The organism is Caballeronia arvi (assembly GCF_001544695.2).
Lineage (GTDB): Bacteria > Pseudomonadota > Gammaproteobacteria > Burkholderiales > Burkholderiaceae > Caballeronia > Caballeronia arvi.
The window spans coordinates 43,150-61,802 of sequence record NZ_FCOM02000003.1 but is presented as its reverse complement, the minus strand read 5'-3'; the positions used below and the strand labels follow the sequence as shown (position 1 = coordinate 61,802).

The following is an 18,653-nucleotide window of genomic DNA, read 5'->3' as shown; positions in this document are numbered from 1 at the left end:
AAGTGAAAGCGTTGGTTCGTGCCCGACAGACCTGTCGCCCGGCGCGCGGCTGAATTCGCGCCTTGCCTTGCTGCACAAGGGATTCGGAGAACTGGCACGGTGGCTGCATTAGATGCCGACACCCGCCGCCTCAGCGAACCCCGATTGATCCGCGTTGCACGATCGCTCAGCCGGCATGTCATTGAACGACCCGTTGGTGCAGAAGGAGCGAATCATGTTGGGATACCTAATCAATATCGCGAGAGACATCGTGCTGCCGATCCTGATCGACCGGACCGAGACGCTGCTGAACCGCGCGGAGCATGGCCGTCGCGATACTTATCTCGCATCGTCCGTCGATCTCGGCGAGCTCGAGCGCCGCATGCGCGAGTGCGAAACCGACGCCTGATTCTCAACGAAACGAGAACGAAAGATGATCACCCTGAACGACGAACACGCCGACGCGCCGGTCATCGCGCTGCATTGCTCGGGCGCGGGCGCGAATCAATGGCGCTCGCTCGGCGAAACACTCGATGCGCTCACGGCGCCGAAGACGCGCTACACGCTGATCGCGCCGGAACATTATGGTTGCGACAGCGTCGGGCCCTGGAGCGGCGAGCACGCGTTCACGCTCGCGGACGAGGCGGCGCGCACGGTCGAGATCATCGATCGTCAGCGCGGCAAGGTGCACCTCGTCGGGCATTCGTATGGCGGCGGCGTCGCGTTGCGCGCGGCGCTCGAACGGCCGCATGGCATCGCGAGCATCACGCTCTATGAGCCGTCGGCGTTTCATCTGCTGGAGCGCATAGGGGACCGCGGCGCCGCGGAATTCGCCGAGATTCTCGCGATTGCGGCGCGCACGGCGGAGGGCGTCGTCGCGGGCGATCTGCGCGGCGCGGCGAGCTCGTTCGTCGATTACTGGAGCGGGCAAGGTGCGTGGTCCGCGCTGCGGCCGTCCGTGCAGGCGATGCTCACGCGCTGGGTGCCGAAAGCGCCGCTCGATTTTCGCGCGCTGATTCACGAGCCTACGCCGATGAGCGCTTACGCGAACCTGCGCGTTCCGACGCTCGTGATGCGCGGCGAGCACGCGCCCGCGCCGACGCGCCTGATCGCCGAAACATTGCCCGATCTGATGCCGGCGGCGCAACTGATCGTCGTGCCGGATGCGGGGCACATGGGCCCGCTCACGCACGCGCAGGCGGTGAATGCCGCGATTGCGCGTCATATCGCCCGGTGCGATGCGCACCCGGCGTGCTTATCCGAGTAGGCCGTCGCGCGACGGCGCGCTTTCGCCCTGACGCTCGATGAGGCGCGCGCGAAACCAGAACGTCCACGCGAGCAAGCCGCCATAGATCACGTAGCTCACGACCGGCGACAGGACGAGATAGCGCTCCACCGGCCAGGTCCACGCGAACCAGAAGCGCAGCATCGTTTCGAGCGATAGCCCGACGCCCCACACGAACGTCATGAGGCGCAACGATGCACGCAGCATCGCGCTTTCGCTCCAGTAGGCCTCGAAGCGCTCGGCGCCGTTTTCCTGCTCGCGCGTGACGGTCGCGCGCGCGAGATAAAAAATGAGCGGGCGCTCGAAGAACAGCGAAACCAGGAAGACGATGCCCGTCGCGCCCGCCGCGAGCGATTCGCGCACGAGCAGGATGCGCGGGCTGCCGCCCATCGCGAGCATCACGATGGAAAGCGCGATGCCGAACAGCACGAGCGCGGAAAGCGCGTCGACACGCCGCGAGCGCGCGAACTCGGCGATGCTCCACACGAGTGGCGGCGCGGCCGACGCGTAGAGTGCGCCGACATCGCCCCAATAGGGCAACGCCAGCCGATACGCGAGCCACGGAAGCAGCAGATTCGCGGCGAGTTCGAGCACGAGACCGGGCTTGATCTTTTTCATGGACTCAGGAGTGTGCGTTTGGGCGCGATACCTCGAGCCAAGTATAAAAGATCGGACGTGCGCGAATGTGCGTGCGCGCGCGGTGAATCAGCGGAAAAGTCAGTAAGGAAGTGCCTCCGCCGCCCGTTGTTTCGGGCGGCGGTTCAAAGGCGCGGATCGGCGTTACTGCTTGGGAGGCGGCGCGCCGGGGATCGCGTTGACGCGCGCGGCATTCGCGGCGTTGGCGGCATTTGCCGCGTTGATCGCGTTCGTGTTGTAGGTCGGGGCGGCGTTGTAGTTCGGACTGACGCCCGGGTTCGGCATCGTGCCGTTCGGCGTATTCGAATTATTGACGGGTGCCGCGGGGTTCGGCTTCAGCGGTTTCGGCTGAAGCGTCTGATTGATGACGCCCATTTGCCCGAGCTTCTTCGCCGCCTGACTGTCCGCGCTGGCCGCCGTGGCGAAGCACAGTCCGGCAGCGCCGGCGATCAACGCAATATGCGTGGCGCGAAGCTGCGCGCGATTGCGGTTTTTCTTCATGACGGCCTCCTTGTTCGAGCCCGCCGCGCGGATGCGCAGCCGACAGTCCTATTGTGTGCAAGGACGATGCCCGCGTGGAGAAGGGTTTTGCCTAGGTTCTTCATCCGATCTGCGACGTACCGCCTCACCAAACTTTGATATTGGTCTAACAAAAGGGTCGCTTCGGCCGGTAACATGTATTTCGATGTACCAAATAAACCAACCGGAGTCCACCGCATGTTTCCCGAATACCGAGACCTGATCTCGAGCCTGAAGACCGAAGACGGCCATTTTTCGCGTCTCTTCCAGCGCCATAACGAACTCGATCATCAGATCAGCAACATGGAGACGGGCGTGACGCCCGCCGACTCGTTCGCCATCGAATCGCTCAAGAAGGAAAAGCTGATGTTGAAAGACAAGTTGTACGCGGTCTTGAGAAAGGCGCACGAAGCCGCCTGAAAGAGAGACTAACGCAGAGACAGAGACGCCAGAGCAACAACGAAGAGGAATGGATGAAGTTGATATTGCCGGGTGAAACCACCGAATCGAAGGATGGCGACCTCGCCGTCCGAACGGCGACGGACTGCATCGAACGCGAAGAGACCGGCCGCGCGGTCGAGGCGGCGCACGGCCTGCTGACGAACAGCGTCGACGACATACTGAGGAGGCTCATCGCGCGGGAGCAGGAAGGCACGGAATCGCTCGTCGATACCGTGAGGACGCTGAGCGGCGGCATGTCGCCCGACGAAATCGCCACGCTGCGCGCGCATCTCTTCGATGTCGAGACCGTGCTGCGATCGGTTAGCGGCACGCCGGATCCCGACGACGAGTTGTCGCCGGCGTGGCGCGAAGGCGGCTATCCGTATCGGCATCTGATGTCGCGGCGCGCGTACGAGAAGCAGAAATACCGTCTCCAGGTCGAGTTGCTGAAGTTGCAGGCGTGGGTGAGGGAAACCGGCCAGCGCGTCGTGATTCTTTTCGAAGGCCGGGACGCAGCAGGCAAGGGCGGCACCATCAAGCGCTTTATGGAGCATCTGAATCCGCGCGGCGCGCGCGTGGTTGCTCTCGAAAAGCCGTCGGAGCGTGAGCGCGGCCAGTGGTATTTCCAGCGCTACGTCGAACATTTCCCCACGGCGGGCGAAATCGTTCTCTTCGATCGCTCGTGGTACAACCGCGCGGGCGTGGAGCGCGTGATGGGCTTTTGCACGCCGGGCGAATACGACCAGTTCATGCAGCAGGTGCCCGCGTTCGAGCGGCATCTGTCGCAAAGCGGCACGCACGTGATCAAACTATGGTTTTCGGTGAGCCGCGCCGAACAGCGCCGCCGCTTCAAGGAGCGCGAGATTCATCCGCTCAAGCAGTGGAAGCTGAGTCCGGTCGATCTGGCGTCGCTCGACAAGTGGGACGCATACACCGAGGCCAAGGAAGCGATGTTCGCGCATACCGACAGCGCCGAAACACCCTGGACCGTCGTGCGCTCCGATTGCAAGAAACGCGCGCGGCTCAACGCCATGCGCTACGTGTTGCACAAGCTGCCGTATGCGAATCGCGACTTGAAATCGATCGGCGCGATCGATCCGTTCATCGTCGGACGGCCGTCCTAGGCGGCGCTCACGCCTTCCAGCAGAGCGTGAGAGAGCAGGCGCGCGTGCGGCGTGAGGGCATCGAAATCGCGTGCGCACAGATGCAGCCGGCGCGTCGCCCACGGCTCGGAGAGCGGCAGGATCGAAAGTTCCGGCCGCTCCAGCATGCGCGCCGACGCCTCCGACAAAATGACCAATCCGATGCCCGCTTCGACGAGCATGCCGACATTGTCGATGCTGCGCATACGAATGCGATAGCCAATCTGCCGGCCGAGCCGCGACGCGCGCTCGGCCAGATGCATTTCGAGCGCGGCATCCGATAACCCGACGAACGCCTCCCCCACGATATCCGCGAACGCCACCGCGCTTTGCTCCGCGATGCGATGTGCGCGGTTCGCGACGACCACCAGTTGATCCTGCGTCAGCAGATGCGTCTGAAGCCGTCCGAGATCCGCCGTATCGGAGACGACGCCCAGATCGGCCCGGCCTTCGGCGATCGCCTGCACGATCTCGACGCTCGGGCGTTCGTCGAGATCGATCGAAAGATCCGGATACGTCGCGAGAAACCGCGTGAGGCGCGGCGGCAGGAAGGCGGCAAGCGCGGCCGTGTTTGACATCAAACGGACACGGCCTTTGAGGCCGGTCGCGAATGAACGCAGCTCGCCGCGCATCTGCTCGACCTGGCCGAGTATCGCGCGCGCGTGGCGCACGAACGCGTCACCGGCGGCGGTCGCCTGCACGCCGCGGCGGTTGCGCTCGAGCAGCGGCGCGCCGAGCGCAGCTTCCATTCCCGCGATGCGCTCGCTCGCCGACGCCAGCGCCAGATGCATCGCCTGCGCGCCCGCCGTGATGCTGCCGCGCTCGATCACGGTCAGGAATAGCCGCATGTCGGTGAGATCGAAACGCATGCCGGCGCCTTCGGTTTTGCCGAAGCCTCGCATTGGAAATGCCAGATTGTAAGCGGCAGACGGCGTCGTTAGCATCTGTCGCATGGAACCCCTAATTCTCGTGACCGGCGCCGGTTTTCTTGCGGGCGCGATGAACGCGCTGGCGGGCGGTGGCTCGTTCGTGAGCCTGCCCGCGATGATCGCCGCCGGCTTGCCACCGGTTCAGGCGAACGCTTCGAGCACCGTCGCGCTGTTTCCCGGCGGTGTGGTGAGCGCGTGGGCGTATCGCGACGGGCTCGGCCCGGTCGGCTCGGTATCGATCCGCAAGATGCTCGTCACGACGCTCATTGGCGGGTTTGTCGGCGCCGCGCTGCTGCTCTCCACGTCATCGAAAACGTTTTCCTTCGTGCTGCCTTGGCTGCTGCTGTGCGCGAGTTTCACGCTCGCGTTCGGCCGAAAGCTGGGCGAAGTGCTGCGGCGGCGCTGGCATATCGGCGCCGGCGCGGTCCTGTCGATCCAGTTCGCGCTCGGGGTGTATGGCGGTTATTTCGGCGGCGCGGTGGGCATCATGATGATGGCCGTCTGGGGACTGCTGGATGCGCGTGACCTGAAGAGCCTGAACGCGCCGCGCACGCTGCTCGTGAGCGCGGCCAACTCCGTCGCGGTTTTGACATTCGCGGCGGCGCAAGCGGTGCGCTGGCCGGAAACGATCGCGATGCTCGTCGCGGCGATCGCAGGCGGCTATGGCGGGGCGCAAATCGGCCGGCGCGCGCCGCCGCAATGGATACGCGCGGGCACCTTGCTCGTCAGCGCCGGCATCACGATCGCATTTTTCGTGAAGACGTATGGGCCGATGCTCCAGCATCGGTGACGCGCACGTCGACGTTCAGGGAGACCATCATGATTCCCGCCTTGCTCGAAACTTTGGGTGCGCTATCGCTGCTCGCGAGCGTCGCGGCGAAGATCATGCTGCTGCGCGATTCGCACGAGGACGAGGCGGCGGATGCGCCCAAATCTTCGGCAGTCGTTGCGCACGAGTGCACGCCGTGTTGCCGGTGCGCGGCTCATCGCGCGCGCCGCGTGCGTTCGGCGTTCAGTGCGCGTTGCGCTCGAGTGGCGGCAGGCCGAGCGGTGTTCTCGCGGACTCGTAAGCACGGATGAAGCGCGGATCGTCGTCGATTTCGCGCGCCATCCACTTCGACAGATCCTGACCGCAAGCCGGATCGGCGATATCGCGGAAGCACGGGGAACTTGCGGGCATCATGCTCGCGGCCCAATAGAAACCGAAGAGAACCTGCTTTTCGGCGGCCTCCATGACGAGGGCCTGCGGATCAGTTCCGGAAAACCAGCGGCCGAGCTTGCTCGAAAGCGACGCTTCGGTTTCGTGGCTGTCGTACGAGAACACATAACCGCCGCCTGCCTGCGCCGTGTGAAAGTCGTTCATGACGACGTCCGTGACGAAGCGCGCCGCTTTTGCATTGGCCGCGAACGTTTGCGCGTGCGCGTCGCAAGTCAGAAACCAGAGGAAGACGAGCAATGCGTTCGTTTTGTGCCGAACGAGCGCACGGCATTTTTTCCGATCGCCAGCCGGGTTGACTCGAATAAGAGGAAATATTTGCGCGCGCACTTAAACCGGCATTGAAAAATAAGCTATGGATTCTACCGATTAATCGAATAGCGGGCGCAGAAACCGGTTATCGGACAGATGAATCAATGTTCTGCCTGAATGAATGCACCAAAGTGGGCGCACCAATGCAAAACGGCCCATTCGGGCCGTTCCGTGCCTGAGGCGAGTGCGCTTGACTTACAGCGGCTGGATCGTCGAAGCTTGCTTGCCCTTGGGGCCTTGCTTGACTTCGAAGCTCACCTTCTGGTTCTCCTGAAGCGACTTGAAACCCTTGGACTGGATTTCGGAGAAATGTGCAAACAGGTCTTCACCGCCGTCGTCCGGCGTGATGAAACCAAAACCCTTTGCATCGTTGAACCACTTGACCGTACCTGTTGCCATTTTTTTCCAAACCCTTTGAGACGAATTTCGTTGAGGTTGCGCTTCGAATTGTCGAGCGGCATAGAGTTTTACCATGCCGAAACGCCGAGTTCAAATAAGCGTTTTTGCTAAGAGACGCGACATAAGCACGTCATACTCGCCGCCAAATGCCGACCGCGCGGAATGTTTTTGACCGGACTTTTTTTGTCCGCTCGATAGATTATCCTCGACGACTCGGTCAGGCAAACGACAGAGGGCATCCTATCATGGCACATACGCTTTCCAGCGCCGGACAACGCATAGCGCCCGGGACCGTGCGGCTCGACTCGCCGGAAATCGCGCAAGCGCGCGGCGAACTTGCGGCGTGTTTTCGGCTCGCGGCGCTTCATGGTTATGAAGAGGGCGTCTGCAATCACTTTTCGGCCGTGGTGCCCGGCCATGACGATCTGTTTCTCGTGAATCCCTATGGATATGCATTCAGCGAGATCACGGCGTCGCGACTTCTGATCTGTGATTTCGAAGGCCATGTTATCGATGGCGAGGGAGAGCCCGAAGCGACTGCATTCTTCATTCACGCGCGCCTGCATAAGCAGATGCCTCGCGTGAAGGCGGCATTTCATACGCATATGCCGAACGCGACCGCGCTGTGTCTGCTCGAAGGTCCGCCGCTTCTATGGCTCGGACAGACCGCGTTGAAGTTCTATGGCCGCACGGCCGTCGATGAACACTACAACGGCCTTGCGCTCGACAATGCCGAAGGTGATCGCATCGCCGATGCGATGGGCGATGCCGATATCCTCTTTCTCAAGAATCACGGCGTGATGGTCGCGGGCGCGACGATCGCCGAAGCGTGGGACGATCTCTACTATCTGGAGCGCGCGGCGGAAGTGCAGTTGCGCGCGATGAGCGCGAACCGGCCGCTCAAGCCGGTGCCGCATGAGATCGCTCAGCTCACTTACGAGCAGATGCGCACGGGCGATGCGGAAAGTGCGCGGGCGCATCTTGCTAGCGGGATGCGGGAGTTGCGTGCGCGAGGGATCGATTTCGAGGCGTGATCATTTGCGGTTGCGCAAGCGGCCGAACCACCTCCGCTTCCCCATATCCGTCTGCTGCAGGAAAACCGCAATCACGATGATCAATCCTTTCATCACGAGCTGCGTATTACTGTCGATATCATTGAGCAAAAGGATATTGCTCAAGAAGCCAAAGATCAGCACACCCGCTACGGTTCCCGACACACGCCCGAGGCCGCCCGCGAGACTCGTGCCGCCGATGACCACCGCGGCGATCGCATCGAGTTCCCAGCCCATGCCCGCATCGGCCTTGCCTTGCCGATACTGCGCCGCATAAAGCACGCCGACGAGCGCCGACAGCAGCCCCGAAATCGCATACGCGGCCATCTTGTGACGCGCGACATCGAGTCCCGACACGACCGCGCATTTTTCATTGCCTCCGATCGCATAAAGATATTTGCCGAACACCGTGCGATTCATCACGAAGCCGACAACCACGGCAATCACGAGAAAGAAGAGGGCAGGCACCGGCACGACATTGAAGAGCAGCGCGCGCAACGCCTCGATATCCGTCGTTGCGTTGGTTCCGCTGTAGATCGAATAGACGGCCGTGTCCTGGCCCGCGATGAGTCGCGCGGCGCCGAGCACGCCGACCATCGCGGCGAGCGTCACGATGAAAGGCTGCATGCGCCCGCGCGTGATGATCCAGCCGTTGAGTGCGCCGAGCGTGCAGCCCGCGAGCGGCACGATCCACATCACGGCGAGCAAAGGCATGCGATGCCCGCCGTGCAACGCGATATACGCACAGGCCAGGGCCGCCACGATCGACGCGATGACCGCATGCATCGCAACCGGCGAGCGGTCCGCGACGCGCACGGTCTGCGCATCGCGGGCGCGCATGAAGCCGCGCACGACGGACAGCGCGGCGAACACGATTGCGAACACGGCAATCGCATCGAGCACGATCGACGCATAGACCGCGCGATTCCAGCCATCGGTGGTGAGCAGCATCGCAGTGAGCACGCTGCCGAGCCCCATGATCGCGCCGACCGACAAATCGATGCCCGCGGTGATGATCACTAGCGTCATGCCGATGGAAATCACGCCGACGTTCGCCACTTGCCGGAACACGTCGGAGATATTGGCGCTCGACAGAAAGATGTTGCCGCCGTCCGCCGCGTGCGGCGATGTCAATGCACCCACCATGAGCAGCACGATAAGCCCGAGATAATACTTCAGATACCTAAGCAATGTGCTCAGATGCCGCTGACGTGCATTGGCCGCGGGCTCCGCGAGCTGATCCTGCGCATGCAGCATGATTCGAGTCTCCGTCTATATCTTCATGGCGATGCCATCTGGATGAGCACGTCGCCCGAGAATTGCTCGCGCGTCAGCACGCCGCGCGCGCGGCCCTCGCACATCACGAGGATGCGGTCGGAGAGCAGCATCAGCTCGTCGATCTCCGAGCTCGCGACGATCACCGTCACGCCTTCGCTTGCGGCCGCGAGGATTTGCCGATAGATCTCGGCCTTCGCCGCGACATCGACGCCGCGTGTCGGCTCATCGAGCAAAAGAATGCGCGGCTTCGTCATCAGCCATTTGCCGATGATGAGCTTCTGCTGATTGCCGCCCGACAACGTACTCGCGTCCTGCGCGAGACTGCGATGCTTGACGTTCGACGAGCGCGCCTGCGATGCCGCCAACATCTGCATGCGTGCGCGTCGATAAAACGGAAAGCCCGGCAAGCGTGACAGCGATGGCAACAGCAGATTCGCTTCGAGCGATTGATCGAGCACGAGCCCGTCTTTCTTGCGGTCTTCGGTCACGAACGCGAGCCCCGCGGCGGCCGCGCGATCCGGCGAGTCGATCGCACGCGTATGACCTGCGATGCGTATCTCGCCCTCGCGACGATACTGCGACACACCGAAGATCGCTTCGAGTATCTCCGTTTTTCCCGCGCCGAGCAGGCCCGAGATGCCGAACACTTCGCCCTGCTGCACGGCGAACGATACCTCCGTCACGAGCGCGCGCGCCGGTCCCCATAACGTGAGGCTGCGCACGTCGACCGCGAGCGGACGTTCCCGCGGCGCTTCGGCTTCGGTGCGCTCGGGCGGCGCGAAGTCTTTGCCGATCATCATCGAGACGAGCGCCGATGACGATTCCACTTGCCGCATCTGCAAGGTCGCGATGCGCCTTCCATCACGCAATACGGTCACGCGATCGGCGACCGCGAATACTTCGCCCAGCCTATGACTGATGAGCACGATGCCCATGCCGCGCTCGCGCAAGTCTTTCGTGAGCGTGAGCAGCGCGTGCGTTTCGGTATCGGAGAGCGCGGACGTCGGCTCGTCCATGATGAGCACGCGCGCATCGGCGAGCAGCGCCTTCGCGATCTCGACGAGTTGCTTCTCGCCGACGCGCAAGGTGCCGACGAGCGTATTGGGCGGCGCGCGAAAACCGAGTTGCGCGAGCACTTTGGCGGCCGCCGCATGCATCGCGCGGCGATCGGGAAAGCCGAAACGCGTGCGCAGTTCCTTGCCGAGAAAAATGTTATCGACGGCAGAAAGCGTATCGACGAGATTGAGCTCCTGATGAATGATCGCGACGCCCGCGCGCGTCGCGTCGTTCACGTTCGTCATGCGCGTGGTCTCGCCGCGCACGCGAATGCTGCCGGCATCGGGCGAATAGAGTCCGCCCAGCATCTTCATCAGGCTCGACTTTCCCGCGCCGTTCTCGCCGACGAGCGCATGAATCTCGCCCGATGCCACATCGAAGTCGACGCCCGAAAGCGCGGCGCTGCCGTTGAACGATATCGACAGGCCCGCGGCTTCGATGAGCGGCGCGGCGGCGCTTGCCATCAGTGACTCGCGATGTACTGCTTCGCGTTGTCGGGGAAGATGCCTTGTGTCGGCAGCGTGACTTTCTTCGGCACCTTGTCGCCATGCAATACCTTGAGCGACTCGCGAATGCCTTCCGCGCCCGGCGTCGGATACATGAAGGTGCCCGCGAGCAGGCCTTGTTCGACCCACGTCGCGCCTTCCTGCGGCAGGCCATCGATGCCCACGAACTTGATGCTCTTCTCGCGGCCCGCATCCTTCGCAGCGAGATACGCGCCGTAAGCCATCGGATCGTTATGCGCGTAGACCACGTCGATTTTAGGCTGCACGCGCAGCACGGTCTTCATATAGTCATAGGCCTTGTCCTGCTTCCAGTCGCAATCGACGCGCTCGCCTACGCGCTTGATGCCTTTCTCCTTGCCGATAGCCTTGTCCGCGCCATCGTGACGATCATGCGCGGGCTGTGCGCCGAAGCCGCCCCAGATCTCGACGAGATTGCCTTGTGCCTTACCCGGTCCGCCCATCAGCTTGACGATGAAGTTGCCTGCTTCCTGCCCGATCTGCACGTTATCCCCGCCGATGAACTGCGTGAACTGATCGCCGTTCACTTCGCGATCGAGAACGAACACGGGAATGCCTGCCTTGAAGGCCTTTTCGACGACACCGGTGAGACCCGCGGACTCCTTGGGCGAGATGAAGATCGCGTCCATCTTCTGCGTGATGAAGTTCTCCATGTCCGCGTTCTGCTTGTCGGTGCGGTCTCCCGCGTCGGCGATGATCAGCTCGACTTCGAGATGCTTCGCGGCCTCGGCCTTCATGTCCTTGTTGAACTGCACGCGCCACGGCTCGACGGTCGTGACCTGCGAGAACCCGAAGCGATACTTCTTCTGCTGCGCGAACGCCGGTTGCGCGACGAGCGCGGAGAAGGTGCCGATCGCGCCCGCCAGCGGCACGGCGACGAGACTCGCGGTGATGATGCGTCGTTTGCTGTCCATTGCGTCTCTCCTGATGGATATGCCAGCTTCGGGCCCGAATTGCAAAAATAAAACGTTATAGCGCGCCGCTAACGTTCCGCGAGCGCGGCGCGCTTGCGGGTGCGCCCGGCGTTCTGCTGCGCCGCTGTGTTCGCCTTGGTGTTGTCCTTTGCCGCGGCCTTGTGCGGCGGCGCGGTGCTTTCACGAACGCGCAAATCCGCCTTCATGCGCAGATGCACCGGCTCCGACGATTCGCCCTGCAACTGCTTGTGCAGCAACTGCCAGATTGCACGGCCTACGGCTTCCACCGGCTGATGGATCGAACTGATGCGAGGATGCAGCACCGACATCCACGGCGCATCGTCGAAAGAGAGCAGCGAGATATCTTCGGGCAGGCGCAGTTCGGCATCGCGTATCGCGCGCAATGCGCCGAGCGTCGCGACGTTCGCGCCTGTAAAGAGCGCAGTAGGGCGCTCGCGTTCCGACAGCAGCCCGAGCGTGGCCGCATGGCTCTCCGTGTCCGTCATGCCGCATACGACGACGCGTGCGTGACGCGCGAGTCCCGCGCGCTTCATCGCGTCGAGGTAGCCGTCCGCGCGCTCGCGGCTGTTCACGAGATCGAGCGCATTGACGATGAACGTGATGCGCTTGTGCCCGAGCGCGATCAGATGATCGGTGCCGTCGCTCGCGGCACGCCGACTATCGGTCGTGACGGTATTGGCGGGAAAGCTTTGGTCGACACGATCGGCCATCACGAGCGGCACATCGCATTCGCGCAGTTCTTCTATCGCATGCTCATAGCCATGACAGGGAATGATGATCATGCCCGCGACTTGCCGCGACAATACGAAGCGTATGCGTTCGGCCTCGCGTTCGGGATCTTCCTGCGCATGCGCGAGCAGGAGCCGATAGCCGCTTGCCAGCGCATGATCCTCGACCACGCATAGCAATTCGATAAAGAACGAATTCGTCAGATCGGGCACGACGAAACCGATCGACGTCGAACGGCTGCTGCGCAATTCGGCTGCGAGGCTGTTGCGCCGATAACCCAGTTGTCGCGCTGCGTCCCACACTTGTTGACGGCGTGCGGGGCTCACGCCTTGCGCGCCCGCCATGACTTTCGACGCGGTGCCAAGCGATACGCCCGCCGCGTTGGCGACATCTTTCAGCGTACGGGCCGGTTTTTTTCTCGAGTCCAAGGCACGATGCCGTCGATATTCTGAAACGTTTCAAAATATTAGAAAGCGTCGACGGAAGCGGCAAGTCAGTGTTTTTACCGAGCCGGATGCACAGCCTTACATTGAGGTGTCGTGCAAGTCCTTCACGATGGGCGGGCCGATCCTGAAGTCCGGGAAACGCACGGTAAGACCGCCGCGCTCGGGTGTGCAGCACATCGGGCCGACCAGCCAATGTGCGTCGGTGCTGCTGGCGGGAAAGGGCGCGAGGCGCATGAGCGTCCAGCCATGTTCATCGGCGCTGCATTGCACTTTCAGCACGCCCTGTGCGATCGTCATGCGCACGCGGAAGCGATTCGTTGCGGCGCGCGATCCGAGCGACCAGTCGGAGAGATCGTTCGTCATGACCGTGCTGAAGGTCAGCGCGCCGTCGTTGTATTCGGCGCCGGCCTTGATCCAGCGCTCAGGGCTCTCCCGCACCATCAGGCCGGCCTGATCGTAGAGCGCGGAGAAGTCGCCAGCGACGGCGACCTCGGCGGTGAAATCGCCCTGCACGCTCGCCGCGAAGACATGACCGTTATCGCGCACGAAGCCGTAGTGCGTCTTGCGCCAGAAGTCGGTGTTCGTGTCGGTGGTGACGAAGAGCGTGTCGTTTTCGACGCGCCATTGCGCGGGTTCGTTGATCCATCGGCATTGATCGAACATGGCGTCTCCGTCGCTTGATAGCTGGGCAAGTATGTCACATTGCAAACTGGAGGCGAATGATCGTACAAAAAAGCTTCATGCCGCGAGTGCACTAACATGTATCGTCCTTTTGCGAAAAGGAAGAACGATGGTCAAGCTGATGATGATCCTGCTGGGCGTGGACTACTTGCGCAATCGCTCGCGCAGTCTGACGGTGACGGGCTGGCTGCTGCTGATCATCGGCATCGGTGTATTCGTCGATGCGCTCGATGGCGCGCTTGGCTCTCCCATCGCATTCGTCGGCTGGCTGCTGCTGATCGAAGGCGCGCTTACGCTTGCAGTTGCGTGGGCAGGCGTCGGCGGACAGCGCAAGCTGCGCTATGCGAAAGGCGTCGCGTTCGTGCTCACGGCGGCGCTCATCTTCGAAGGCAATCATCACGGCCACTTCGTTCTTTCGATCCTGATCGGACTCGCGTTCCTGTTCGATGGTCTTCTGCAGGCGACCTCGGCGCTCGTCGTGCGTTATCGGCGCTATCGTGTCGCGCTCGGCTTTGCAATCTTCGAAGTGCTGCTCGGCATCTTCATGATTCAGCCTTATCCCACGCACTATAAAGGCACGGTGCCTTATTGCATCGGCGCATTCTTCATCTTTGCGGGCTGGAATCTGATCCTGATCGCGATGCGCGTGCGCAAGCTGACGAGCAATCCTGCCGTGTGGGTCGATAGCAGTGCGGAAGCCGCGAGCGAAACCGGCAAGACGAACGATGCCGCGCGCCCGGCGCTGCAGGCGCGTGAATGGGACGGCCCGCCCGCCGACGATGAACCCGCCCTCACCGTGCATGTATGGACGCCGGTGGGATCGTCGAAGGCGGAAACGCAGTGGCATCCGATCGTCGATCGATATATCGCGGCCGTCGATCGTAATGGCGTGATCTCGACGGGACACGCGGCGCTCGAATCGCCCGAAGGCATCTATGTGAGCCTCTATCCGGCAGTCGAGATCGACCGCTCACCCGATGATTTCGCGCGGCTCTTGCGCGCCACGCGCGAGAACGACGTGCCCGGCATGTTTCAACAAAGTTATGCGGTCGAATCGAAAGCGTGGTGTCCGTCGACGACGCGCGTGCGCATCCGCAATTACGACCCGAATCGTCTGGATAGCTTCTGGCGCGACTATCGCGAAGATACGACATATAACCTCACGCATCGCAATTGTTCGAGCAGCGTGTCGCGCGCGCTCGATGCCGCACTGGAAGGCGCGGCGGGGCGTCTTTACGGCGCACGCGCGGGCTGGGGCGCACTGTTTCGAATGATCGCGACGCCGGAGTTATGGGTCGCCGCGCAGGTGCGCAAGCGCGCGGTGACGATGGCCTGGACGCCCGGCCTCACGCTCGACTATGCGCGGGCGCTCAGCATGGTCGCCGATCCGCGGCCTTATGGCTGGTTGAAGGTGACGCGCATGGCGCTCGCAAAAATGCGTGAATCGCGGCGCGCATGGCGCGAGGAAGGCACGCATGCATCTGACGGAAGATCGAATATCGATCCACCAGCGCGCGTCTGATGCGACGTTTCAAGCTTATAGATCGAGCTCGTCTTCGGCCTTGCGCGCGCGACGCTCTTCGTTCGCACGGCGCGCGCGCAACCGCTGACGCGATAACTGGGCGATAACTTCGCCCGTTGATGCGCCCGGCGGAATTTCATTGCGAATGACCTTGGGCACCATCGGCAGTCCCATGCGCTGTCTGCGCAGCGCGCGGGCAATGTGGGTGCGGCATTCCTGACCGTGACAATCCCATTCGTCACGGATTCGCTCACAGTAGGGACATTGTTCCATCCTTACAGTTTATCGCGAAACGACGACGGCTCTCGCACCTGTCAGACATCCCAGACGCCGCTTTGCGCGGTTCGCCTTGCATAGTCTTCGAACGAGCGCGCTTCGCGATGCAAGGCGAGGCGCACGCCATCGGCGGGCTTTTCATTGCGGCCGTCGAGCACGGTCGTGAACAGATAAAGTATCAGATCCGTTTCCGGCTTCGATACCCCCGCTTCGATGAGACCCGCGCGAAATGCATCGGCGGGCACGGGCGCGAGATGCAGATCGCGCCGCGACGCTCGTGCGATGTATGCCAGTGCTTCGGCGAAAGAGATCGCGTGAGGGCCGGTCAGTTCATATAGCTTGTTTTCATGGCCCGGTTGCGTGAGTGCCGCGACGGCTGCATCGGCGATATCTTCCGCGTCGATAAAGGGCTCCTTGATATCGCCAACGGGCAAAGCGAGCGTGCCTTCGCGAATCGGATCGAGCAGGAAGCTCTCGCTGAAGTTCTGCATGAACCAACTGCAACGCAGGATCGTCCAGATTGCGCCCGAGCGTTGGAGCGCGTCTTCGGCGGCTTGCGCTTCTTCTTCACCGCGCCCCGAAAGCAGCACGATCCGCTTCGTGCCGTTTGCAAGTGCCGTGTCGATGAATGCGCTGACCGTATCCAGCGCGCCGGGAATCGCGAGATCGGGCTGATAGGTGACATAAACGCGCTTCACGCCCGCGAGCGCTTCGCCCCATGTCGCGCGATCGTTCCAGTCGAAACGTGGTTGCGTGGAACGCGAGCAAGCGCGAACGCCGAATCCCTGCGCGCGAAGCCTTTCCGCCACACGCCGCCCTGTCTTGCCGTGCGCGCCCAGAACGAGGATGGGCGCAGCGTCGAAGTCCAAATGAGCCATGACTGCCTCCTGAGTTTAAAACGTGAGCGTTGCTCACGTTTTAAACATGATAGATACTCACGTTTTGCTGTCAAGTTTTTTCGAGCCCGCAATCGCGCGGCAAAGGAGTCGACATGCAGGAGAAGCCGCCGCGCATGAAGGGAGCAACGAGCGTTGCCCGCAGGCAGCCCGCGCAGCAGCGCAGCCGCGAGCGCCTCGATCGCATTCTGGAGGCCGCGCAGCAATTGATTGCGGAAAAGGGCAGCGAGCACGTCAAGATGAGCGAGATCGCCGAACTCGCGGAGATATCAATCGGCTCGCTTTATCAGTATTTCCCCGACAAGCGCGCCATCGTGCGCACGCTCGCCGAGCTATATGCGGCCGAGAGCCGCCGTTGCGTGCGCGAAGCGCTCGAAGCCGTGCAGAACAAGGCGCAATTGCTCGACGCGTTCGCGTCGCTCGTCGACCAGTACTATGAGATCGTGCTGGACAAGCCGGTGATGCGCGACATCTCGTCGGCGCTGCGTTCGGACAAGGAGCTGATGAGCATCGAGATTGCGGAGAGCAAAGCGTGCGGCACGCTGCTCGCAGCAGCGATCCGGCGCGTGACGCCGCGCGCGGACAGCAAGCGCGTCAATGCACTCGCGTTCCTGATCTGGCAGATGGGCGAGGAGACGATGCGCCTCGCCGTCGCGCATAAGCGAGGCGAGGGCGCGCTACTCGTCGACGCTTATAAGCAGATGAGCCTGCGAGCGATCGAAGAGAGCTGAAGACGATACGCGCTCATCCGCTCAGTTGATTCGACGTGCTCGGGCGCCGCTCGCGCTGATGATGATCGAGGCGGCGCCTCAACACCTTCTTGACGAGCCCTTTGAGGAAATGGATCGAGCGGTCCGCGCGCACATTCAGATCGAACGGCGCGAGCGCGACGACTTCGCGCCCGCCGCGCCCGGCGATCCTCTCGCGCGTCTCGCGATGATCGACGGCCATCGCCTCGAGCGTCTCGGACGCCTCTTTGAAGGACGCGCGGTTCACTCGGGCGCAGACAAAGCACGCGCGGCCGAACGTCTTGTCGAAAATGGTGAGCCAGAAATCGTCCATCTCGTTGCCTTCGCAACGCGCGAGCGCTTCCTGGCCGTTGGCGCGCAGATCGCGAACGTCGCGCAGCGAAGCCAACTGCGTGATGCTGCCGAAGCGCCTGCGATAACCGATCAACGGCGTCGCGAGGCGATAGATGTTGCTTGCACGAAGATAGGTCGAAGGCACGACGGCCGCGTCCTCGTAATGTCGTCCCACGGGAAAGGGAGCGGCGTCGAAAAGATCGGTGCGATACACGCGCGCCCACGCAAAGCTATGGAACTTGTCGGCGAACTGCTGCAGCGTTTCGCGATTCATCGGATATCCGCCGTTTTCGCCCTGTCCAACGAGTTCGATTTGTTCGAGCTCGCGTCCGTCGTCGTCGATGATCCTGACGTTGTACTCGACCACGTCCCACTTGCGCTCGGCGAGGAGGGGGATGACCGCTTCGGTGAAGCCCTTCAGATAGATGTCGTCGCCATCGAGAAAGCCGACATAAGGCGTGCGCACCGCTGCCAGACCGGTATTGCGCGCGGCGCTCAGGCCGGCGTTTTCCTGCTGCAGCAACTCGATATGCACGCCTCGATCACGTTCGACGATCGCGCGCGCGGCCGCATAGGTTTCGTCGCGGGAGCCGTCGTCGACCACGATGATCTTTATCGCGTCGATATGAGGCTGCGACAGAAGGGACTCGAGCGCTTCCTCGATGTATCCCTCGATGTTGTATGCCGCCACGACGATGCTGAGCAGCGGGCTCGTGTCTCGCAAGGAGTCACTCTCATACGGCATGGATGACGCTCCGTCGGTGATGGGATCTCTCTCTTCACATGCTGGATGCGAAGAGCCGTCGAGTCATGCAATTGGTCTGACGGATGCGGCCGGCTCGAACACCGTGAGCACGCGTACAACCATGAAAGTTGCCGCGCCGCTTATTGTTGAGCATGTCAGGTCATAGGGCCGGCCCCGGACGCCCGGCCTGACGTGAATGTCGATGGATCAACCGCTAAGAGCAGATTCTGCGGCTTCGGTTCCCCAACTGCACGCATGTTAGCGATCGAATGAAACGAAGCGATGACACCTGCATGTTACCGGAAATGCCATGCTTCACCCCCGCGCGCGGTCAATGGTGCTTGAAGAGCGACTGTCCCAGCGCTTGCGGCGAGGGTTGTGTCGTCCATCCGCTTTGTACGTTGCCGTCGGCACTCGCTCCATACTCTCGATCGTACACGTGATCATAACTGTGGCTCTCGGGCCGATTCGCGGTACCCCCGCGTTGAGGTTGTGCGGACTGAGCATGGGAAAGCATCGGCAACATGACGGCCGATGCGAGCAGGGCGGCAATGAGCTTCTTCATGATCGTTC

22 protein-coding genes are annotated in these 18,653 nt (G+C 62.3%); 8 read left to right on the top strand and 14 right to left on the bottom strand.

Translation table 11 applies throughout. The features are described 5' to 3' along the window. Nucleotides 1-214 precede the first annotated feature (214 nt). Nucleotides 215-388 (top strand): DUF3563 family protein, encoded by a 174-nt coding sequence (locus AWB74_RS05045; RefSeq protein WP_143749145.1) that lies wholly within the window; start codon nt 215-217, stop codon nt 386-388. A 24-nt stretch (nt 389-412) separates the two neighbouring features. Next, on the top strand, nt 413-1,246 hold the full coding sequence (locus AWB74_RS05040) for an alpha/beta fold hydrolase (RefSeq protein WP_061145686.1): 834 nt from the start codon (nt 413-415) through the stop codon (nt 1,244-1,246). Here the strand turns inward: AWB74_RS05040 and AWB74_RS05035 are convergent. Both AWB74_RS05035 and AWB74_RS05030 read right to left on the bottom strand, forming a co-directional pair. Next, nucleotides 1,235-1,882, bottom strand: a complete 648-nt coding sequence (locus AWB74_RS05035) for a VC0807 family protein (protein ID WP_061145685.1) — start codon at nt 1,880-1,882, stop codon at nt 1,235-1,237. The genes AWB74_RS05040 and AWB74_RS05035 overlap by 12 nt on opposite strands. 162 nt (nt 1,883-2,044) lie before the next feature. Then, nucleotides 2,045-2,401: a hypothetical protein gene (locus AWB74_RS05030; protein WP_061145684.1), complete on the bottom strand. Its 357-nt coding sequence runs from the start codon at nt 2,399-2,401 to the stop codon at nt 2,045-2,047. Between the two features lie 216 nt (nt 2,402-2,617). On the opposite strand from AWB74_RS05030, the gene AWB74_RS05025 reads away from it, so the two are divergent. Both AWB74_RS05025 and ppk2 read left to right on the top strand, forming a co-directional pair. Continuing rightward, the gene (locus AWB74_RS05025) at nt 2,618-2,839 is read left to right on the top strand and encodes a YdcH family protein (RefSeq protein WP_061145683.1); all 222 of its coding nucleotides are present in this window, start codon (nt 2,618-2,620) and stop codon (nt 2,837-2,839) included. Nucleotides 2,840-2,892: 53 nt separating this feature from the next. Then, complete coding sequence (gene ppk2 / locus AWB74_RS05020) at nt 2,893-3,984, top strand: polyphosphate kinase 2 (RefSeq protein WP_061145682.1); 1,092 nt, start codon at nt 2,893-2,895, stop codon at nt 3,982-3,984. Here ppk2 and AWB74_RS05015 read toward each other — a convergent pair. Continuing rightward, nucleotides 3,981-4,871 carry a LysR substrate-binding domain-containing protein gene (locus tag AWB74_RS05015; protein WP_061145890.1) on the bottom strand — a complete coding sequence of 297 codons (891 nt, stop codon included), beginning with the start codon at nt 4,869-4,871 and terminating at the stop codon, nt 3,981-3,983. The genes ppk2 and AWB74_RS05015 overlap by 4 nt on opposite strands. An 82-nt stretch (nt 4,872-4,953) precedes the next feature. Here AWB74_RS05015 and AWB74_RS05010 point away from each other — a divergent pair, with 82 nt between their 5' ends. Next, on the top strand, nt 4,954-5,721 hold the full coding sequence (locus tag AWB74_RS05010; protein ID WP_061145681.1) for a sulfite exporter TauE/SafE family protein: 768 nt from the start codon (nt 4,954-4,956) through the stop codon (nt 5,719-5,721). 222 nt (nt 5,722-5,943) lie between these two features. Here AWB74_RS05010 and AWB74_RS05005 read toward each other — a convergent pair whose 3' ends face one another. Both AWB74_RS05005 and AWB74_RS05000 read right to left on the bottom strand, forming a co-directional pair. Beyond that, a complete protein-coding gene (locus AWB74_RS05005; RefSeq protein WP_235024482.1) occupies nt 5,944-6,294 on the bottom strand; it encodes a hypothetical protein in 351 nt (116 codons plus the stop codon). A gap of 360 nt (nt 6,295-6,654) precedes the next feature. Next, nucleotides 6,655-6,858 (bottom strand): cold-shock protein, encoded by a 204-nt coding sequence (locus AWB74_RS05000; protein WP_008347993.1) that lies wholly within the window; start codon nt 6,856-6,858, stop codon nt 6,655-6,657. A 245-nt stretch (nt 6,859-7,103) separates the two neighbouring features. Between AWB74_RS05000 and AWB74_RS04995 the strand changes: the two genes are divergently transcribed. Next, the gene (locus tag AWB74_RS04995; protein ID WP_061145679.1) at nt 7,104-7,892 is read left to right on the top strand and encodes an aldolase; all 789 of its coding nucleotides are present in this window, start codon (nt 7,104-7,106) and stop codon (nt 7,890-7,892) included. Here AWB74_RS04995 and AWB74_RS04990 read toward each other — a convergent pair whose 3' ends face one another. The 5 genes from AWB74_RS04990 to AWB74_RS04970 form a co-directional block, all read right to left on the bottom strand. Further along, nucleotides 7,893-9,167 carry an ABC transporter permease gene (locus tag AWB74_RS04990; RefSeq protein WP_061145678.1) on the bottom strand — a complete coding sequence of 425 codons (1,275 nt, stop codon included), beginning with the start codon at nt 9,165-9,167 and terminating at the stop codon, nt 7,893-7,895. A 23-nt stretch (nt 9,168-9,190) separates the two neighbouring features. Continuing rightward, complete coding sequence (locus tag AWB74_RS04985) at nt 9,191-10,708, bottom strand: sugar ABC transporter ATP-binding protein (RefSeq protein ID WP_061145677.1); 1,518 nt, start codon at nt 10,706-10,708, stop codon at nt 9,191-9,193. Further along, nucleotides 10,708-11,682, bottom strand: coding sequence for a substrate-binding domain-containing protein (locus tag AWB74_RS04980; RefSeq protein ID WP_061145676.1), 975 nt, complete (start codon nt 11,680-11,682; stop codon nt 10,708-10,710). Before AWB74_RS04980 ends, AWB74_RS04985 begins: the two co-directional genes overlap by 1 nt. Nucleotides 11,683-11,750: 68 nt before the next feature. Next, nucleotides 11,751-12,860 (bottom strand): LacI family DNA-binding transcriptional regulator, encoded by a 1,110-nt coding sequence (locus AWB74_RS04975; protein WP_061145675.1) that lies wholly within the window; start codon nt 12,858-12,860, stop codon nt 11,751-11,753. 96 nt (nt 12,861-12,956) lie between these two features. Further along, nucleotides 12,957-13,541, bottom strand: a complete 585-nt coding sequence (locus tag AWB74_RS04970; protein ID WP_061145674.1) for a DUF1349 domain-containing protein — start codon at nt 13,539-13,541, stop codon at nt 12,957-12,959. Nucleotides 13,542-13,668: 127 nt separating this feature from the next. Between AWB74_RS04970 and AWB74_RS04965 the strand changes: the two genes are divergently transcribed. Continuing rightward, entirely contained in the window at nt 13,669-15,081 is a 1,413-nt protein-coding gene (locus tag AWB74_RS04965; protein WP_061145673.1) for an HdeD family acid-resistance protein, read from the top strand. Between the two features lie 15 nt (nt 15,082-15,096). Here AWB74_RS04965 and AWB74_RS04960 read toward each other — a convergent pair whose 3' ends face one another. Both AWB74_RS04960 and AWB74_RS04955 read right to left on the bottom strand, forming a co-directional pair. After that, nucleotides 15,097-15,354: a hypothetical protein gene (locus tag AWB74_RS04960; protein WP_061122822.1), complete on the bottom strand. Its 258-nt coding sequence runs from the start codon at nt 15,352-15,354 to the stop codon at nt 15,097-15,099. 41 nt (nt 15,355-15,395) lie between these two features. Further along, nucleotides 15,396-16,235: an NAD(P)H-binding protein gene (locus tag AWB74_RS04955; RefSeq protein ID WP_061145672.1), complete on the bottom strand. Its 840-nt coding sequence runs from the start codon at nt 16,233-16,235 to the stop codon at nt 15,396-15,398. Between the two features lie 113 nt (nt 16,236-16,348). Here AWB74_RS04955 and AWB74_RS04950 point away from each other — a divergent pair, with 113 nt between their 5' ends. Further along, entirely contained in the window at nt 16,349-16,984 is a 636-nt protein-coding gene (locus AWB74_RS04950) for a TetR/AcrR family transcriptional regulator (RefSeq protein WP_061145671.1), read from the top strand. Between the two features lie 13 nt (nt 16,985-16,997). On the opposite strand, the gene AWB74_RS04945 is transcribed toward AWB74_RS04950, so the two are convergent. Then, the gene (locus AWB74_RS04945) at nt 16,998-18,080 is read right to left on the bottom strand and encodes a glycosyltransferase family 2 protein (RefSeq protein ID WP_061145670.1); all 1,083 of its coding nucleotides are present in this window, start codon (nt 18,078-18,080) and stop codon (nt 16,998-17,000) included. 331 nt (nt 18,081-18,411) lie between these two features. After that, entirely contained in the window at nt 18,412-18,645 is a 234-nt protein-coding gene (locus tag AWB74_RS04940) for a hypothetical protein (RefSeq protein ID WP_061145669.1), read from the bottom strand. Nucleotides 18,646-18,653: the final 8 nt, after the last annotated feature.

Coding starts and splice junctions, on each gene's coding strand:
- AWB74_RS04995 (WP_061145679.1), top strand. CDS start 7,104: ATGGCACATACGCTTTCCAGCGCCGGACAACGCATAGCGCCCGGGACC.
- AWB74_RS04960 (WP_061122822.1), bottom strand. CDS start 15,354: ATGGAACAATGTCCCTACTGTGAGCGAATCCGTGACGAATGGGATTGT.
- AWB74_RS04980 (WP_061145676.1), bottom strand. CDS start 11,682: ATGGACAGCAAACGACGCATCATCACCGCGAGTCTCGTCGCCGTGCCG.
- AWB74_RS04945 (WP_061145670.1), bottom strand. CDS start 18,080: ATGCCGTATGAGAGTGACTCCTTGCGAGACACGAGCCCGCTGCTCAGC.
- AWB74_RS05025 (WP_061145683.1), top strand. CDS start 2,618: ATGTTTCCCGAATACCGAGACCTGATCTCGAGCCTGAAGACCGAAGAC.
- AWB74_RS04950 (WP_061145671.1), top strand. CDS start 16,349: ATGCAGGAGAAGCCGCCGCGCATGAAGGGAGCAACGAGCGTTGCCCGC.
- AWB74_RS05005 (WP_235024482.1), bottom strand. CDS start 6,294: ATGAACGACTTTCACACGGCGCAGGCAGGCGGCGGTTATGTGTTCTCG.
- AWB74_RS04985 (WP_061145677.1), bottom strand. CDS start 10,708: ATGGCAAGCGCCGCCGCGCCGCTCATCGAAGCCGCGGGCCTGTCGATA.
- AWB74_RS04965 (WP_061145673.1), top strand. CDS start 13,669: ATGGTCAAGCTGATGATGATCCTGCTGGGCGTGGACTACTTGCGCAAT.
- AWB74_RS04990 (WP_061145678.1), bottom strand. CDS start 9,167: ATGCTGCATGCGCAGGATCAGCTCGCGGAGCCCGCGGCCAATGCACGT.
- AWB74_RS05030 (WP_061145684.1), bottom strand. CDS start 2,401: ATGAAGAAAAACCGCAATCGCGCGCAGCTTCGCGCCACGCATATTGCG.
- AWB74_RS05035 (WP_061145685.1), bottom strand. CDS start 1,882: ATGAAAAAGATCAAGCCCGGTCTCGTGCTCGAACTCGCCGCGAATCTG.
- AWB74_RS05000 (WP_008347993.1), bottom strand. CDS start 6,858: ATGGCAACAGGTACGGTCAAGTGGTTCAACGATGCAAAGGGTTTTGGT.
- AWB74_RS04955 (WP_061145672.1), bottom strand. CDS start 16,235: ATGGCTCATTTGGACTTCGACGCTGCGCCCATCCTCGTTCTGGGCGCG.
- AWB74_RS05010 (WP_061145681.1), top strand. CDS start 4,954: ATGGAACCCCTAATTCTCGTGACCGGCGCCGGTTTTCTTGCGGGCGCG.
- AWB74_RS04940 (WP_061145669.1), bottom strand. CDS start 18,645: ATGAAGAAGCTCATTGCCGCCCTGCTCGCATCGGCCGTCATGTTGCCG.
- AWB74_RS04970 (WP_061145674.1), bottom strand. CDS start 13,541: ATGTTCGATCAATGCCGATGGATCAACGAACCCGCGCAATGGCGCGTC.
- AWB74_RS05045 (WP_143749145.1), top strand. CDS start 215: ATGTTGGGATACCTAATCAATATCGCGAGAGACATCGTGCTGCCGATC.
- AWB74_RS05015 (WP_061145890.1), bottom strand. CDS start 4,871: ATGCGTTTCGATCTCACCGACATGCGGCTATTCCTGACCGTGATCGAG.
- ppk2 (WP_061145682.1), top strand. CDS start 2,893: ATGAAGTTGATATTGCCGGGTGAAACCACCGAATCGAAGGATGGCGAC.
- AWB74_RS05040 (WP_061145686.1), top strand. CDS start 413: ATGATCACCCTGAACGACGAACACGCCGACGCGCCGGTCATCGCGCTG.